The following is a 16,810-nucleotide window of genomic DNA, read 5'->3' on the forward strand; positions in this document are numbered from 1 at the left end:
CCGGAGCGCCTCGTGCACACCGACAGGACGTCACGACCGCTTCGATCGAGCCTGGTCGACACAGGGCTCATCGTCGGACCGCTACCCTGTCGCCACTCACAACGCCACCTACCCCCGAAGCAGGGTTCTACTTGACGATCGTGCGCCGCATCGGTGAGTCCCCACGAGGCCGCTGCCACACGGCACAGCATTGCCCGGACATCTTTGAGCTGAGCGACGGAAACTTCGCCGTCATCGGGACAGATTGCACCGCAGAACTTGATTCGGAGCTCCCCGCCGATGCCGGCCGGGGCGACCATGAGCGCATCGTGGTGATCACCCGCGAAACCCTGATTTGCGCAAAGGCGGACATTCCTAGCATTTAGGCCCCGCGCCCAGGCACCACCGACGTCGGGCCCTGTTGCCTAAGCGGTGACTTCCCCCGAGGATGCTGAGCGACCCTCCTCTCCTGGGGTCAGGGGAGGAGGCGGGCAGTGACATCGCCCAGAGGGATACGCCGACGCTTCGCAACCTGGGGCAGCGGGGCCCTGGCCTCACTGGCCGTCATTTCCGCGACACCCTTCTTACTGAACAGCGTCGCGCCGCACGGAATGGACTGGAATCATCTCAGCGACGTCAGTCAGACATATGGCGCGCTCTCGGTGCTCTTCTCGGCCGCTGCCCTCATGGGTGTGGTGCTGTCGATCGCCTACCAGGCGCGGCAGACCCGCATACAGAACGAGGAGTCACACCGGGCCACTCATCGCGAGCTCACCCTGCTCACACTGAACGAACCGGAATTCCTCAGTTGCTGGGAGCCGCCCAACACGCCTGTCACACAGCAGCGTTGGCGTCAGCTTCTCGTCTGCAACCTGATGGTCAGCATGTGGAGCACCGACTTCAAACTCGACCTGTTCGATGAGCCCACCATGCGGGCCATCCTTCAGGACTACTTCCGAGGCGAGATCGGCCGGGCCTACTGGGTGAACAGCGGACCGTCGTGGCATCGGCTCGCGGAGTCGGGGACCGACCGTCGCTTGCGGCGCTTCGTGCAGATCGCGAACGAGGCGTACGCATCTGCTGTCGCCTGCGGGCCGCCGGTCAGGGCTGACGACTACTTCACGCCACCTTCTCCGGCCAGTCCGCCAACCGCTTGACGGTCAACAGAGAAGCAAAAGTACGCACCTTGGAGATCCTCGCCTACACCACGCGGATGAAGTTTTGCCACTCCGGCATGACTGCACCCTCTACCTGCTGAGAACCTACCGCTCGTGACCACACCAGACATCATCCGCCGCATCGGCTCCTCCCCTCGTCAGCGCGGCAGCCTAGACGGCAACACATGCCCCGACATCTTCGAGCTCAGCGATGGCTCGTTTGCCGTGATCGGCGCCGTCAGAACCGCAGCCCTCGACAGCAAACTCCCCGCCGATGCAGGGCGCTCGAGCGATGAAGGGATCGTGGTCATCACGCGCGAGACACTCCTTCACGCCAAGATCGACATTCCTGACCTCTGACCTCCTTGAGAGGTGGGTGAACCTCCCGAGTCGGCTGCGACCACACCGACCTGGCCCCTCCAGGGGTGGCCAGGTCCCTCACTCACTGCCCCGTGACCGCTATGGCACTGTCAGGTCACCGCAGGCACCGACTCCGGCGCGACAGGACCCACATACCGCGCCGCAGGCCGAATGATCTTCGAGTCCTCCGCCTGCTCCAGGATGTTGGCCCCCCAGCCCACCACCCGCGCCGCCGCGAACGTAGGCGTGAACATCTCGCGTGGCAGGCCGCACAGTTCCATGACCACGCCCGCGTAGAACTCCACGTTGGTGTGCAGCTCGCGGCCCGGCTTCAGTTCGGCGAGGATCGCCTCGACCTGGTGCTCGACCTCGATCGCGAACTCCACCATCGGTCCGCCGAATTGTTGCGCGATGCCCCGCAGCATGCGCGAACGCGGGTCCTCCGTGCGGTACACGGGGTGACCGAAGCCCATGATGCGGTCCCCCGCCAGCACCCGCTCACGGATCCAGCCGTCGATGCGGTCAGGGGTCCCGATCGCGTCGAGCGTGTCGAGCGCGCGGCTCGGCGCTCCACCGTGCAGCGGGCCCGAGAGGGCCCCCACCGCGCCCACGAGACAGGCCGCGACATCCGCGCCCGTCGAGGTGATCACCCTGGCCGTGAACGTTGACGCGTTGAATCCATGATCAATGGTCGAGATCAAGTACTGCTCGATCGCCCGCGCACGCTCCGGCTCCGGCTCCGAACCCGTCAGCATGTAGAGGTAGTTGGCGGCGTAGGACAGGTCCTCGCGCGGCTCCACGGGGTCGAGTCCCTGACCGAGCCGGTACAGCGCCGTGAGCAGGGTCGGTACGACAGCGGACGCGGCGAGGGCATCGGCACGGCGCCGGTCGCCGTCGATGTCGTACACGGGGCGGAAGCCCTTCGCCGCACCGAAGAGCGACAGCGCCGTACGCAGTCCCGAGAGCGGCCCCGACAGGGCGCTGGCGCGGGCTATGGCGGGCAGCGCGGCACTCACCTCGTCGGGCAGCCGGCGCAGGGCCGCGGTCTGCGTGGCGAAGGCGGCTCGCTGCCCGGCATCCGGCAGCGAGCCGTGGAACATCAGGTGCCAGACGTCCTCGAAGCTGCGGGTCTGCGCGAGCTCGACGGCCGAGTACTGGCGGTAGTGGTAGAAGCCCTCGTATCCCCTGACGTCCCCGAGCCGGGTCTCGGTCACGACGACGCCCGCGAGCCCGCGGGGAACCTCCACGGGGGCGGTGGGGGTGGTGGGGGTGGTGGTGGAGCCATTGATCGACATGTTCTTCCTCGACTTCCTCCCTGGACTTGATTTGACTGTCCATGCTTGACTGTTTTCCTGTCAATATTGATTGAATCAATGCCTGCACTGACTGAGTGGATACGGTGATGCCCATGACGGATCAAGAGGCCACCCCGGTCACCCCGAAGGAAGGCCGACGCCTGAGCACCCGAGAAGCCGCCGAACTGCTCGGCGTGAAGCCGGAAACCGTGTACGCGTACGTGAGCCGCGGTCAGCTCAGCAGCCGCCGCGGCCCCGGCTCACGGGGCAGCACCTTCGACGCCAAGGAGGTCGAATCGCTCGCCCGCAAGAATCGCCGGGAACCCGCCACCACCTCCGCGAGCAGCGAGCTCTCCGTCCACACCCGCATCACACTCATCGACAAGGACCGCTACTACTACCGCGGTGTCGACGCGATGGAACTGTCCCTGACGCACTCCTACGAAGAGGTCGCCGAGTGGCTGTGGACCGGCGTCATGCGCCCCGGCACCCGCTTCACCGCCCCCGAGGAGACGGTGAACGCCGCACGCCGCGCCGTCAACGCGCTGCCCGAGCACAGCGGCCCGACCGACCGCCTGCGGGTGGCCGCCATCTCGGCCGCGGCAGCCGACCCCCTCCGCTTCGACCTCTCCGAAGAGGCCGTCATCGGCACCGCACGCGCCCTCATCCCCACCCTGGTAGCGGCGCTGCCCCCCATCAGCCGCGCCCACCGGGACGAGGGCCCCCTGGCCCGGCGGCTCTGGGCACGGCTCACTGGGCGACAACCCGACGACGCCTCCCTGCACACCCTGGACACCGCGCTCGCCCTGCTCGTCGACCACGACCTCGCCGCGTCGACGCTCGCCGTCCGCGTCGCCGCCTCCGCCCGCGCCCACCCGTACGCGGCGGTGTCGGCAGGCCTCGGTGTCCTGGAGGGCCCCCTGCACGGCGCGGCGAGCGGGCTCGCGCACCGCATGCTCCTTGACGTACTCGACCGGGGCAGCGCGGCCCCCGTAGTGGCCGACGAACTCCGCGCGGGCCGCCGCGTCCCGGGCCTCGGCCACCGGCTCTACCCCGGCGACGACCCGCGCGCGGAGGCCCTGTTCGCCCTCCTGGAGGTCATCCCCAGGGCCGGCCCCGCCCTGGCGGCGGCCCGCGACGTGGTGGCCACCACGGCCCGCCACACGGACCTGCACGCCAATGTCGACCTGGCCCTCGCCGTCCTGACCGCCTCGTCCGGGATGCCCGCCGAAGCGGGCGAGACGATCTTCGCCGTGGCGCGCACGGCCGGCTGGATCGCGCACGCCCTGGAGGAGTACGAGGAACGTCCGCTGCGCATGCGCCCCAGCGGGCAGTACGTCGGACGGCGTCCGCCCCAGCCGATGCCCGCGCCCGACGGCGGATGAATCACCCCAGACCCGGCGCGGGTTAGGCTCGCCTCTGTGAGTACGTGCGCCGCCGCTTCGCGGGATCTGGACGAGTCTCTCGCGGGGACCGCGGCCACCGCGAGGACCTGGCTGCTGCTTGAACAGCCGGGTCCGTGGGGCGCCAAAGCCCTCACTTCGAGCCACCTGGATCCGGAGGTCGGCCGCGCCCTGGAGGCCGCCGCCGAGGGAACCGGCGTACGCATCGCACTCATCCGCCGCCCGGGCCGCCACGCGGACAGCCATCCGCCGGCACGCCGGAGGGTGTACGTGGCCCACACCGTGCCCGGCGACGCCTGGCTGCGCGGCCACGTCACGGACAGGCCCCAGGAGTTGCTCGACCTCGACTTCGCGGCTCTCGGAGCGGGTGACCACGGCGGATTCGGCACCCCGCACACGGGCGCCCCGCTCGCCCTGGTCTGCACGAACGGCAAACGTGACCGCTGCTGCGCTCTTCTGGGCAGGCCGCTCGCCGCCGCACTCGCCACGTCCGGTGAAGAGGGCGCCTGGGAAGTCACTCATCTGGGTGGTCACCGCTTCTCCCCCACGCTGCTGGTCCTGCCCTACGGCTACGCGTACGGCCGCTCCGATCAGGCCGCCGTCAAGGAGATCCTCGAAGGGGTGCGTGCGGGCCGTGTCGTCACCGAAGGCTGCCGGGGCAGCTCCGCCTGGGACCGCCCGGGACAGGCCGCCGAGCTCGCGGTGCGCGCCGAGACGGGCGAGGACGCCGCGGGTGCCCTGAGCGTCATCCACACGGGCGTCACGTCCCCGCGGGACGGCACGGCCCCGCGCTGGGACGTGACGGTGGCGCACACCGACGGACGGCGCTGGCGCGTGACGGTCGTCCAGGGGGCCTCACTGCCGCCACGGCCGGAGAGCTGCGGCGCGGCCCTGGCGGCCCCGGCGCGCATGGATGCCGTCGCCGTGCGGCCGATCGCGTACGGAGCCGCGCGGGAGATCCCCGCCACAGTGACTTCGGAGTAGCCCTCCGCTCGCCGTACCGTTCGTACACATGAGCCCGACCTCCCCCGCACGACGACTCCGCCTCGGCCTGCCGCGGCGCGTCTTCTCGCAGGTGCTGCTGATGCAGCTGGCGATCGCCGCCGGGGTCGCCGTGCTCGCCACGGGGCTCTTCCTCGCGCCGCTCAGCGATCAGCTGGACGACCAGGCGATGCGCCGCGCGCTCGCCATCGCGCAGACCACGGCCGCCCAGCCGCAGATCGCCGATGACCTGCGCTCGTCGAAGCCGGCTGTCGACGGGCCCGTGCAGACGGAAGCGGAACGAATCCGGCACGCCAGCGGCGCCGAGTACGTCGTGATCATGAACAAGGACGGCGTGCGCTGGTCCCACACCGATCACGACGAGATCGGCCAGATCGTCTCCACCGACCCCAGCGAGGCGATCGCCGGGGACGAGGTCATGGAGATCGACGACGGCACCCTGGGCCGCTCGGCCCGCGGCAAGGTGCCGCTGCGGGACATCGACGGGGACATCGTGGGCGCCGTCTCCGTAGGCATCGAGTACGACAGTGTCCGCGCCCGGCTGATCCACGCGATCCCCGGACTCTTCGCCTATGCGGGCGGGGCCCTCGCCGTGGGCGCCCTCGCCGCCTATCTGATCTCACGCAGGGTCCAGCGGCAGACTCGTGACCTGGCCTTCTCCGATATCTCGGCGCTCCTCGCGGAACGCGAGGCCATGCTGCACAGCATCCGCGAAGGCGTGGTGGCCCTGGACCGTGCGGGACGCGTCCGCCTCCTCAACGACGAGGCCCAGCGCCTCCTCGGCCTCGGAGCGGAAGCCCTCGGGCAACCGCTCGACACCGCGCTCGGCCCGGGACGTACAACCGACGTGCTCGCCGGACGGGTCACCGGCACCGACCTCCTGACCGTCCGCGGCCAGCGCGTCCTGGTCGCCAACCGCATGCCCACGGACGACGGAGGCGCCGTCGCCACCCTGCGCGACCGCACCGAACTGGAGCAGCTGGGCCGCGAACTGGACTCCACCCGCGGCCTCATCGACGCCCTGCGCGCCCAGGACCACGAACACGCCAACCGTATGCACACCCTGCTCGGCCTCCTGGAGCTGGAGATGTACGAGGAGGCGGCGGAGTTCGTCGGTGAGGTGGCTGGCGCGCACCGGGTGACCGCCGAGCAGATCACGGAGAAGATCGGCGATCCGCTGCTCGCCGCGCTTCTGGTGGGCAAGGCGACGGTCGCCGCGGAGCGCGGGGTCGTCCTCGCCGTCCCGCGCGACACCGCGCTGCCCGACCGGCTGATCGACCCGGGCGGCCTGGTCACCATCGTCGGCAATCTGGTCGACAACGCGCTCGACGCGGCCGCGGGCACCCGCCACGCGCGCGTGGAGGTCGATGTGCGCACCGAGGGACGCGCCGTCGTCCTGCGGGTGAGCGACACGGGCCCTGGCGTACCGCCCGAGCAACGCGAGACGATCTTCACCGAGGGGTGGTCCACCAAGGAGCCGCCGGCGCACGGCAAGCGCGGCATCGGGCTCGCCCTGGTCCGCAGGCTCGCCGAGCGACAGGGAGGCAGCGCCCGGGCCGACGCCTCCCCCGAAGGGGGCGCCGAGTTCACCGTCATCCTGCCCGAAGCGCTCGCCCAGGCCGAACTGGCCCCCACGGACCCGGCCCCCACGGAGGAGACACGATGATCGAGGTGCTCGTCGTGGACGACGACGTCCGGGTCGCGGACGTCAACGCCGCCTACGTGGCGAAGGTCCCCGGCTTCCGGGTGGCCGCGAAGGCCCACAGCGCGGCCGAGGCGCTGCGGTGCGTCGAGGAACTCCCCGTCGACCTGGTGCTCCTGGACCACTACCTGCCGGACGAGACGGGTCTCGCGGTGGTCCGTACGCTCCGTGAGCGCGGCCACCAGACCGACGTGATCATGGTGACCGCCGCGCGCGATGTCGCCACCGTGCAGGCCGCGATGCGCCACGGCGCCCTGCAGTACCTGGTCAAGCCGTTTTCCTACGCGGGACTTCGCGCCAAGCTCGACGCGTACGCGACCTTGCGCCGCACGCTGGACGGCGGGGGCGAGGCCGAGCAGGCCGAGGTCGACCGCATCTTCGGCGCCCTTTCGGCGACTCCGGCGCCCGAGCTGCCCAAAGGGCACTCCCCCACCACGGCCGAGCTGGTCCGCAGGGCCCTGATGGGCGCGGAAGGGCCGCTGTCCGCCCAGGAGTTGGCCGACCGCACCCGGCTGAGCCGCCAGACGGCCCAGCGCTATCTGAAGCTCCTGGAGCGCTCCGGCCGGGTCCGGCTCAGCCTCAAGTACGGCGACACGGGCCGCCCGGAGCACCGCTACGAATGGGCGTCCAGCGCCTCCTAGCCAGGGCCATGGCCGTGCCGTGCCGTTCCGTGGGCCTGGAGGGCTGTTACGCCGCTCCCGCCCCGGTGAGCGACCGCACCTCGGTCTCCGCGTGCTTGGCCTCGTCCGCGGGCTCCGCCGAGGTGACGGTGCCCAGCCATCCGGCGAGGAAGCCCAGCGGGATGGAGACGAGCCCCGGGTTCTCCAGCGGGAAGTACTGGAAGTCCACGCCCGGGAAGAGGGAGCTCGGCCCTCCGGAGACCACGGGTGACAGCACGACGAGCACCAGGGAGGGCACCAGGCCGCCGTAGACCGACCAGACAGCTCCCCGCGTGGTGAAGTTCCGCCAGAACAGCGAGTAGAGCAGCACCGGCAGATTCGCGGACGCGGCGACCGCGAAGGCGAGGCCGACCAGGAACGCCACGTTGAGGTCCCGGGCGAGCAGCCCCAGACCGATCGCGACCACACCGATCCCGGCAGCCGCGAGGCGCGCGACCGCCACCTCGCTGCGCGGCTTCGCGTGCTTGCGCCGCAGCGACGCGTACAGGTCGTGGGCCACGGACGCCGAGGAGGCGAGCGTGATCCCGGCGACGACGGCGAGGATCGTGGCGAAGGCGATCGCGGCGACGATCGCGAAAAGAACCGTTCCTCCTGTGGAGTCCGCGCCGCCTCCGAGATCGAGCGCGAGCAGCGGAACCGCCGTGTTCCCCGCGGCATTCGACCCCCGCACGGCGTCGGAGCCCACGATCGCGGCGGCGCCGAATCCGAGCACGATCGTCATCAGGTAGAAGCTGCCGATGAGACCGATGGACCAGACGACGGAGCGGCGGGCGGCTCGCGCGGTCGGCACCGTGTAGAAGCGGGAGAGGATGTGTGGCAGTCCGGCCGTGCCGAGGACGAGCGCGAGCCCGAGACTGATGAAGTCCAGGCGCGAGGTCCAGTCACCGCCGTACTTCAACCCGGGGGCGAGGAACTGGCTGCCGTGTCCGCTGCGGTCGGCCGCGGTCCGCAGCAACTGGTCGAAGTCGCCGTGGAAACGCACCAGAACGAGCACGGTCAGCGCGATCGCGCCGCACATCAGCAGGACCGCCTTGACGATCTGGATCCAGGTGGTGGCCCGCATCCCTCCCAACGACACATAGATGACCATGAGCGCACCGACGCCGATCACCGTCCAGGTCTGCGCCGCCCCGCTCGTCCCGCCGAGCAGCAGCGCCACCAGTGAGCCCGCCCCCACCATCTGCGCCACCAGATAGAGAACGGACACGGTCACCGAGGAAGTTCCCGCCGCGATGCGTACGGGCCGCTCCCTCATCCGGGCGGCGACGACATCGGCGAGCGTGAACCGGCCGCAGTTGCGCACCAGTTCGGCCACCAGGAACAGCACGACCAACCAGGCGACGAGGAAGCCCACCGAGTAGAGCAACCCGTCGTACCCGAAGAGCGCGATCAGTCCGGAGATGCCGAGGAAGGAGGCGGCCGACATGTAGTCACCCGCGATGGCGAAACCGTTCTCCATGGGCGAGAAGAGCCGTCCGCCCGCGTAGAACTCCTCCGCCGAGCCGTGCCGGTTCCGGCTCACCCACGTGGTGATGGCGAGCGTGACGGCCACGAACACGCCGAACAGCAACAGCGCGAGCGTCTGGTGGTCCCCGGTCATCGTTCGCCCCCAAGGGCCGGCTCCTGCGCGCTCCCCCGGGCAGGGTCCCGCTCGCTGCGCTGGTCGTGTTCCCGTTTCTGCTCGAACACCGCCCAGCGCAGATCGAGCGCCGCGTGATCTCTCCTCAGCCGGGCGTGCCGGGCGTAGGCCCAGGTCAGCAGGAAGGTCGTGAGGAACTGCCCGAGGCCGGCGAGCATCGCGATGTTCACGGATCCGGCGACGGGCCGCGCCATCAGCCCCGGTGCCGTCGTCGCCGTCACGACATACGCGACGTACCAGGTGAAGAAGACGGCCACCCCGGGGAAGACGAACCGCCGGTACCGGCTGCGCACCTCCTGGAAGGCAGCGCTTCGCTGGACCTCCAGGTAGATGTCGGCCGCGCTCGCGATCCGCTCCGGTGCGGCTCGGGGCGGCGCCACGGGTGCCGGCGCACCCGTGCCGTCCAACTCGCCCCAGCCGGACGCAAGCGCGTCGTACCAGGGATCCCTCGGATCACCGGTCCGCGCCTGCCCCGCATCGCGCCCGTCGTGCTTCTCCACCGAACTCTCCTTGTCCGCAGCCTTGTTCGGCCGCGTGCCCAAGGATGGGCAGAACGGGAAGATCCCTGACTCTTCTCTCCCTGCTCTTCACCCCATCAGGTGAAGGACCCCATCAAAGACCCCCGCTCAACTGGGACTTGCGGTCGCGCGAGCGCTAGGCGTCGATGCGCGAACGGTCCAGCGTCGCCGCCGAGCTCGTGATGAACTCCTTGCGGGGCGCGACGTCGTTGCCCATCAGCAGATCGAAGACCTGCTCGGCGGCCTCCAGGTCGCCGATGTTGACCCGTCGCAGGGTGCGGTAACGGGGGTCCATGGTGGTCTCCGCGAGCTGGTCCGCGTCCATCTCGCCGAGGCCCTTGTAGCGCTGGATGGAGTCCTTGAAGCGGATCCCCTTGCGCTGGAACTCCAGGAGCGTTTCGCGCAGCTCGTTGTCCGAGTACGTGTAGACGTACTTGTCCTGGCCCTTCTTCGGCTGCACCAGCTCGATCCGGTGCAGGGGCGGCACGGCCGCGAAGACCCGGCCCGCCTCCACCATCGGGCGCATGTAGCGCTGGAAGAGGGTGAGCAGCAGAATCCGGATGTGCGCGCCGTCGACATCGGCGTCGACGAGGAGAATGATCTTCCCGTAGCGCGCCGCGTCGATGTCGAAGGTCCGGCCGGACCCTGCCCCTATGACCTGGATGATCGCGCCGCACTCCACGTTCTTCAGCATGTCCGTCACGGACGCCTTCTGAACGTTGAGAATCTTGCCGCGGATCGGCAGGAGGGCCTGGAACTCGGAATTCCGCGCCAGCTTGGCGGTGCCGAGCGCCGAGTCGCCCTCGACGATGAAGAGCTCGCTGCGGTCCACGTCGTCGCTGCGGCAGTCGGCCAGCTTCGCGGGCAGCGAGGAGGACTCCAGGGCCGTCTTCCGGCGTTGGGCGTCCTTGTGCTGGCGGGCCGCGATGCGCGTGCGGGCCGCGGCGACGGCCTTCTCCATCACGGCGCGCGCCTGCGCCTTGGCGTCGCGCTTGGTGGACGTCAGGAACGCCTTGAGCTCCTTGGCGATGACGTTGGCGACGATGCGGTTGGCCGCCGAGGTGCCGAGCACCTCCTTGGTCTGGCCCTCGAACTGCGGCTCGGCGAGACGGACCGTGACGACCGCGGTCAGCCCCTCCAGGGCGTCGTCCTTGACGATGTCGTCCTCGGCGACGCGCAGCACCTTCTGGGTGCGCAGCACTTCGTTCATCGTCTTCGTGAGCGAGCGCTCGAAGCCCGTCACGTGGGTGCCGCCCTTGGGGGTGGCGATGATGTTGACGAAGGACCGCAGTGTCGTGTCGTAGCCCGTGCCCCAGCGCAGGGCGACGTCCACGGTGAGCTCACGGGTGACCTCGGTGGGGGTCATCTGCCCGTGGTCGTCGAGGACCGGGACGGTCTCCTTGAAGCTGCCCTGCCCGGTGAGGCGCAGGACATCGCAGACGGCCTTGTCCTGGGCGAGGTACTCACAGAACTCACTGATGCCGCCGTCGAAGCGGAAGGATTCCTCGCCCTTGGTGCCGCCCTCGCCGAGGCCGTACTCGTCGCGTACGACGATGGTCAGGCCCGGCACCAGGAAGGCGGTCTGCCGGGCACGCTGGTGCAGCGTCTCGAGGTTGAGCTTGGCGTCCTTGAGGAAGATCTGGCGGTCGGCCCAGTAGCGCACGCGCGTGCCGGTCCGAGTCTTGGGGATCTTCTTGGCCTTGCGCAGCTTGGCCGACGAGTCGAAGTCGGCGTCGGGGCCGGGCTTGGCGAAGGCGCCGGGGACGCCGCGACGGAAGCTGATCGCGTGGGTGTGCCCCGCGCGGTCCACCTCTACGTCGAGGCGTGCGGACAGGGCATTCACCACGGAGGCACCCACTCCGTGCAGGCCGCCGGAGGCGGCGTAGGAGCCACCGCCGAACTTGCCGCCCGCGTGGAGCTTCGTCATGACGACCTCGACTCCGGAGAGGCCGGTCTTGGGCTCGACATCCACGGGGATGCCTCGGCCGTTGTCCCGGACCTCTACGGAGGCGTCGTCGTGGAGGATGACTTCGATGTGGTCGCAGTAGCCGCCCAGGGCCTCGTCGACGGAGTTGTCGATGATCTCCCAGAGGCAGTGCAGCAGGCCACGGCTGTCCGTGGACCCGATGTACATGCCAGGACGCTTGCGAACGGCCTCGAGCCCCTCCAGGACGAGCAGGTGCCGCGCGGTGTAGTTGGAACCGTCCCGGTCTGCTCCGGTCAGCAATGCTGTGGACGGCACGGACGTCTCGGCGGTCACGCGGTTCGCTCCTCGCTGAATTTCAAAAGGGGTCCCTTGGGGTAAGGACCCGGCTTCGGTTGCCGCTCAGAGGGTACCGAGGCCTGGTAGAGCCGTTGTAACGCCACCCTCGTCTCAACTCACACTAGTCCAGTACCGCACGCTTGTTCGATCCTTCGATTGAGTGAAGCGCACGTCACGTTCCCTTCCAGGCATGAACCATTTAGGCTCCGGGCACGTCCTCATGAACAACCGGCAACCCAGCCGGCGGACGACCGACCTGACAGACAGCGCGAAACCGTACGACACGTAAGAGACGTAATACGGCACATTCGCCGCCAACCGGCAGCAGACAACCGCCTCGGAAAAAACTTCGAGGAAAAGCCACGAGCGGGAACGTTTTCGGCCTGGTTGGATGTTGACCCTGGTACGACAGCTCGTCGAGCTAGAGAAGAGGCGACGTGACTACTGTTCTGACCCCCGCGAGCCCCCTGACGGCCGCTGATCGCTGCGACCGCTGCGGCGCCCAGGCATACCTGCGCGTCGTCCTGTTGAGCGGCGGTGAACTGCTCTTCTGCGCCCACCACGGCCGCAAGTTCGAGCCGGAACTCAAGAAGATCGCCGCTGAGATACAGGACGAGACGGAGCGGCTGACGGCCGTCCCGGAGACCAACGACGAGGACCACTGACGCCTCGCACCCACGACGAGCCATCCGGCGCACACCAGGCCGGTGATCGGGCGGCCGACCCTGCCAACCCCAGGGACGGCCGCCCGCTCGCGTTACACGGGCGCCCAGGCACCTCCTCGGCGGTCCCTGGCCGCGCTCCACACCCCTCGCACCGACAACTCCCGTACTTTCACCCGCGCAGTGGCATCTCCCGCGCGACACCCGAGATCCGCGTGTAGACCCCGGGACTCCCGGCCCGCCCGCAGCCGCTCCCCCACGAGACCAGGCCGATCAGCCGCCCGTGTGCGATCAGCGGACCGCCGCTGTCCCCCTGGCAGGCATCACGCCGGCCCTCAACTTCCCCCGCGCACAGCATGGATGCGGCCGTGTACGTTCCGTCAGAATTGCCCGGGTACGCCTCCCTGCAGGTCGCGTCGGGCAGTACACGCACGTACGCGGAGTGCAGCGTACGCGCGTAGTCACCCGATCCCGTCGTGTCACCCCACCCGTAGACCGCCGCGCGCGTGCCGGGTTCGTATGCCCGGTCGCCCGCGCCGGCCATGGGGATCACGTAGCCCTGCGGAAGCGGGCTCGCCAGCGACAGCACCGCGACGTCGCCGGAGTTCGAGGAACTGTCGTACCGCGGATTGACCGAAGCCTCGCGTACCGGGATCTCACGGCCTTGTGACGTGCTCAGATCATCCCGGCCGGCAATCACCTTCAGGTCACTCATCTCGCTCAGCCGCACTCCGAGGACTTCCTCTCCCAGACAGTGCGCCGCGGTGAGGACCCTCGTGCGTCCGACCACCACGCCTCCGCAGAACTGTCCCGAACGCGTACCCCCGAACCGGTCACGGCTGGAGAGCGCCACTACCCAGGGGCTGTCGGCCACCCGGACCGGACTGCCCCCGATGACGATGCTGTCGGCCGCCGCGGGGGCCGGAGAGGCCAGCGGCAGCGCCACCACCGGGGCGACAAGGGCCAACGCCGCCGTGAAGGTACGGGCGAAAGGACGAGGCATGCGAACTCCTCACTCTGGGTTGCCGTGAAACACCCACAGTGATCCAGTGCGGCACACCCCGCACCCGCGCCACGCGCTCCGCGTCAGGGTGGAGGCATCGGACAAACAGAAGACCCGAGGCCTCGCGTGAGGCCTCGGGTCTTCCTTGTGGAGCGCTGGTGACTAGTCCAGGTAGTCGCGCAGGACCTGCGAACGCGACGGGTGACGCAGCTTCGACATCGTCTTCGACTCGATCTGACGGATACGCTCACGCGTCACTCCGTAGACCTTGCCGATCTCGTCCAGCGTCTTCGGCTGGCCGTCCGTGAGACCGAAGCGCATGGAGACCACGCCCGCCTCACGCTCGGACAGCGTGTCGAGCACGGAGTGCAGCTGCTCCTGAAGGAGCGTGAAGCTGACCGCGTCGGCCGGAACGACCGCCTCGGAGTCCTCGATGAGGTCACCGAACTCGCTGTCGCCGTCCTCACCCAGAGGGGTGTGGAGGGAGATCGGCTCACGGCCGTACTTCTGGACCTCGATGACCTTCTCCGGGGTCATGTCGAGTTCCTTGGCCAGCTCCTCCGGGGTGGGCTCACGGCCCAGATCCTGGAGCATCTGGCGCTGCACGCGCGCGAGCTTGTTGATGACCTCGACCATGTGCACCGGGATACGGATGGTGCGGGCCTGGTCGGCCATGGCGCGGGTGATCGCCTGACGGATCCACCAGGTGGCGTACGTGGAGAACTTGTAGCCCTTGGTGTAGTCGAACTTCTCGACCGCGCGGATCAGACCGAGGTTGCCCTCCTGGATGAGGTCCAGGAAGAGCATGCCGCGGCCGGTGTAGCGCTTGGCCAGGGAGACCACCAGACGGAGGTTGGCCTCCAGGAGGTGGTTCTTGGCGCGGCGCCCGTCCTCGGCGATGATCTCCAGCTCGCGCTTGAGCTTCGGGGCGAGCTTGTCGGCATTCGCCAGCTTGTCCTCGGCGAACAGGCCGGCCTCGATGCGCTTGGCGAGCTCGACCTCCTGCTCGGCGTTGAGCAGCGGGACCTTGCCGATCTGCTTCAGGTAGTCCTTGACGGGGTCGGCGGTGGCACCGGCCGCGGCGACCTGCTGGGCCGGGGCGTCGTCCTCGTCCTCGTCGGACAGTACGAAGCCTGCCTGGGGACCCTCTTCCGCGGACTCGCCCTCACCGGGCTTGCCCTTGGCGGACGTCTCCTCAGTGGCCTCGTCGTCCACCATCTCGTCGTCCTGTTTGGACGCACTCTTCTTTGCCGTCGCCTTCTTGGCCACGGTCTTCTTGGCGACGGCCTTCTTCGCCGTCGTCTTCTTGGCAGCGACCTTCTTCGCGGGCGCGTCCTCAGCTGCGACATCCACGGCCGACGCCTCGGGGGCGGCGGTCGCGGTGGTCGGCTTGGCCGTGGCCGCCTTGGCCGCGACTGTCTTGGTCGCGGTGCGCTTGGCCGGGCTCTTTGCTGCGACGCTCTTGCGGGGGCGTTTCGGCTCCGCGGCACTGACCATCAGCGTCACACCCTCTTCCTCGAGGATCTGGTTGAGGCTGCGCAGAACGTTCTTCCACTGAGTGGCCGGAATCTGGTCAGCTTCGAAGGCACGACGCACGTCATCGCCGGCGATCTGCCCATCAGCCTTTCCCCGCTCGATGAGCGCCATGACAGAGACGGATTCGGCGATCTCCGGCGGGAGCGTACGGGATGTGCTGGCCGACACGAACAACCTCTCGGAACGTTGGAAAACGGCTTCCGGCCCCGTCCATTGTGGACCAGGACCGACGACCGACGACTGGGGATGGGCCGACGGCGCAGGCGCGGCCGGGAAGCTGCACAGCGTCGCGAACGACTGCTGTATTCCCTCCTCGGCTATCACCTCTTAGGTCATCGCGCTGCCCCGAGGAGCGTTACGCCCAATCTACGTGGCCCGAGTCACACCGCGTAAGCGCTCAAAAGCGCCCAGATACGGTCAGAGGTGTCCAGACCTGAGCCCTGGCGGCCCTCCGAACAGCAACGGCCGCGTCGCCGGGTCTCTGCCGGGTCCCCGAGGAACCCACAGAGTCCCGGCGACGCCACCGCGCCAACGGAGTGATGAGGTCGGGCCGCGAGGCGCATGAGCCGGCCGAACGGACGCGGACCCGGCCGTCAGTGCTCGCGGGGGGCGGGCACGACGCGCTCCACCTCCGGGTGGACGGTGAGCAGCTGGCGCATCGCGGCCTCGGCGCCCGGTCCGTCGCCCGCCCCGAGGGCGTCGACGATGCGCGAGTGGTGCACCAGGGATGCCTCGGTCGGGCGCTCGCAGCCGGTGACCGGGCCACCCGAGACCTGGAGAGCCGCTGAGACGATGCCCGACAGGTGCTCCAGCATGCGGTTGCTCGCGAGCTGGATGAGCAGCGAGTGGAACTCGGCGTCGGCGCGGGAGAAGGTGATCCCGTCGCCCTGGCTCAGGGCGTGGCCCATGATCTCGACCATGTCGGCGAGCCGCTGCTGCACCTCCTCGCGGCCGTGGCCCGCGGCGAGCCGGGCGGCGAGGGGCTCGATCGTCCAGCGCAGCTCGCTGAGTTCGCGGCGCTGGTCGTCGCGCTGCGGCCCGAACGCACGCCACTCGATGATGTCCGGGTCCAGCAGGTTCCAGTCGCTGACGGGCCGCACGCGCGTGCCGACGTTGGGCCTGGCGCTGACCAGGCCCTTGGCTTCCAGTACACGCAGCGATTCCCGGACGACGGTGCGGGAGACCTCGAAACGCTGGCCGATCTCCTCGGGGACCAGCGGGCGGTCGGCTCCCAGGTCGCCGGAGACGATCATCTGGCCGAGCTGCTGGACGAGTTGGCCGTGCAGCCCGCGGCCGCGGCTGCCTGCGGTGCGTCGTCCCACGCGGCCGAGGTCCTGGTCGGCGCTGTCCCACGAGGGCGCGACGACGCGGTCGGCACCCGGGGCCTCGGCGTAGGGGTAGCGGTCGAGTTCGCCCGGGCCGGCGAGGCCGGAGTCTGCGGAGCGGGCGGCGGTCATCATGGTGTGCGCAAGGGTACTCACGGAACCTTTGTCGGCGTGGCCCCCAAGTCCCTTGAGGTCTTTGGTGAAAAGCACACGAAAGGGTGATCGCTTACCCCGCCGCAATTGACGCCTTATCGGAAAGAAATGGGCGTTCTCCGAGGAGTTGTGC

15 protein-coding genes are annotated in these 16,810 nt (G+C 69.3%); 8 read left to right on the forward strand and 7 right to left on the reverse strand.

Annotated elements, in window-relative coordinates:
* Positions 1–131 precede the first annotated feature (131 nt).
* From ACZ5WE_RS28245 to ACZ5WE_RS28255, 3 genes are all read left to right on the forward strand, one after another.
* Complete coding sequence (locus ACZ5WE_RS28245; RefSeq protein ID WP_467688414.1) at positions 132–365, forward strand: hypothetical protein; 234 nt, start codon at positions 132–134, stop codon at positions 363–365.
* Between the two features lie 108 nt (positions 366–473).
* Positions 474–1,136 carry a DUF6082 family protein gene (locus ACZ5WE_RS28250; RefSeq protein ID WP_467688415.1) on the forward strand — a complete coding sequence of 221 codons (663 nt, stop codon included), beginning with the start codon at positions 474–476 and terminating at the stop codon, positions 1,134–1,136.
* Positions 1,137–1,250: 114 nt separating this feature from the next.
* A complete protein-coding gene (locus ACZ5WE_RS28255) occupies positions 1,251–1,496 on the forward strand; it encodes a hypothetical protein (protein WP_467688417.1) in 246 nt (81 codons plus the stop codon).
* A 110-nt stretch (positions 1,497–1,606) separates the two neighbouring features.
* Here the strand turns inward: ACZ5WE_RS28255 and ACZ5WE_RS28260 are convergent, their stop codons facing one another.
* Positions 1,607–2,791, reverse strand: coding sequence for a citrate synthase/methylcitrate synthase (locus ACZ5WE_RS28260; RefSeq protein ID WP_467688419.1), 1,185 nt, complete (start codon positions 2,789–2,791; stop codon positions 1,607–1,609).
* 113 nt (positions 2,792–2,904) lie between these two features.
* Here ACZ5WE_RS28260 and ACZ5WE_RS28265 point away from each other — a divergent pair, with 113 nt between their 5' ends.
* The 4 genes from ACZ5WE_RS28265 to ACZ5WE_RS28280 are packed head-to-tail and all read left to right on the forward strand — an operon-like array spanning position 2,905 to position 7,539.
* Positions 2,905–4,176: a citrate synthase family protein gene (locus ACZ5WE_RS28265; RefSeq protein ID WP_467688421.1), complete on the forward strand. Its 1,272-nt coding sequence runs from the start codon at positions 2,905–2,907 to the stop codon at positions 4,174–4,176.
* Between the two features lie 36 nt (positions 4,177–4,212).
* Positions 4,213–5,178 (forward strand): sucrase ferredoxin, encoded by a 966-nt coding sequence (locus ACZ5WE_RS28270; protein WP_467688423.1) that lies wholly within the window; start codon positions 4,213–4,215, stop codon positions 5,176–5,178.
* A gap of 28 nt (positions 5,179–5,206) precedes the next feature.
* A complete protein-coding gene (locus ACZ5WE_RS28275) occupies positions 5,207–6,862 on the forward strand; it encodes a sensor histidine kinase (protein WP_467688425.1) in 1,656 nt (551 codons plus the stop codon).
* Positions 6,859–7,539, forward strand: coding sequence for a response regulator (locus tag ACZ5WE_RS28280; RefSeq protein WP_467688427.1), 681 nt, complete (start codon positions 6,859–6,861; stop codon positions 7,537–7,539). Before ACZ5WE_RS28275 ends, ACZ5WE_RS28280 begins: the two co-directional genes overlap by 4 nt.
* A gap of 46 nt (positions 7,540–7,585) precedes the next feature.
* Here ACZ5WE_RS28280 and ACZ5WE_RS28285 read toward each other — a convergent pair whose 3' ends face one another.
* From ACZ5WE_RS28285 to ACZ5WE_RS28295, 3 genes are all read right to left on the reverse strand, one after another.
* Positions 7,586–9,178 carry a solute symporter family protein gene (locus ACZ5WE_RS28285; RefSeq protein ID WP_467688429.1) on the reverse strand — a complete coding sequence of 531 codons (1,593 nt, stop codon included), beginning with the start codon at positions 9,176–9,178 and terminating at the stop codon, positions 7,586–7,588.
* Positions 9,175–9,717 (reverse strand): DUF485 domain-containing protein, encoded by a 543-nt coding sequence (locus ACZ5WE_RS28290; RefSeq protein ID WP_467688431.1) that lies wholly within the window; start codon positions 9,715–9,717, stop codon positions 9,175–9,177. The genes ACZ5WE_RS28285 and ACZ5WE_RS28290 overlap by 4 nt, the downstream gene beginning before the upstream one ends.
* A 154-nt stretch (positions 9,718–9,871) precedes the next feature.
* A complete protein-coding gene (locus ACZ5WE_RS28295) occupies positions 9,872–11,995 on the reverse strand; it encodes a DNA gyrase/topoisomerase IV subunit B (RefSeq protein WP_467688433.1) in 2,124 nt (707 codons plus the stop codon).
* Positions 11,996–12,435: 440 nt separating this feature from the next.
* Here ACZ5WE_RS28295 and ACZ5WE_RS28300 point away from each other — a divergent pair, with 440 nt between their 5' ends.
* Positions 12,436–12,663, forward strand: coding sequence for a DUF7455 domain-containing protein (locus ACZ5WE_RS28300; RefSeq protein ID WP_389913001.1), 228 nt, complete (start codon positions 12,436–12,438; stop codon positions 12,661–12,663).
* A 169-nt stretch (positions 12,664–12,832) separates the two neighbouring features.
* Here ACZ5WE_RS28300 and ACZ5WE_RS28305 read toward each other — a convergent pair whose 3' ends face one another.
* From ACZ5WE_RS28305 to ACZ5WE_RS28315, 3 genes are all read right to left on the reverse strand, one after another.
* Positions 12,833–13,663: a serine protease gene (locus tag ACZ5WE_RS28305; protein ID WP_467688435.1), complete on the reverse strand. Its 831-nt coding sequence runs from the start codon at positions 13,661–13,663 to the stop codon at positions 12,833–12,835.
* Between the two features lie 162 nt (positions 13,664–13,825).
* Entirely contained in the window at positions 13,826–15,367 is a 1,542-nt protein-coding gene (locus ACZ5WE_RS28310) for an RNA polymerase sigma factor (protein WP_467688437.1), read from the reverse strand.
* Positions 15,368–15,792: 425 nt separating this feature from the next.
* Positions 15,793–16,680, reverse strand: coding sequence for a FadR/GntR family transcriptional regulator (locus tag ACZ5WE_RS28315; RefSeq protein ID WP_467688439.1), 888 nt, complete (start codon positions 16,678–16,680; stop codon positions 15,793–15,795).
* Positions 16,681–16,810: the final 130 nt, after the last annotated feature.

The organism is Streptomyces sp. NPDC033180 (assembly GCF_055577645.1).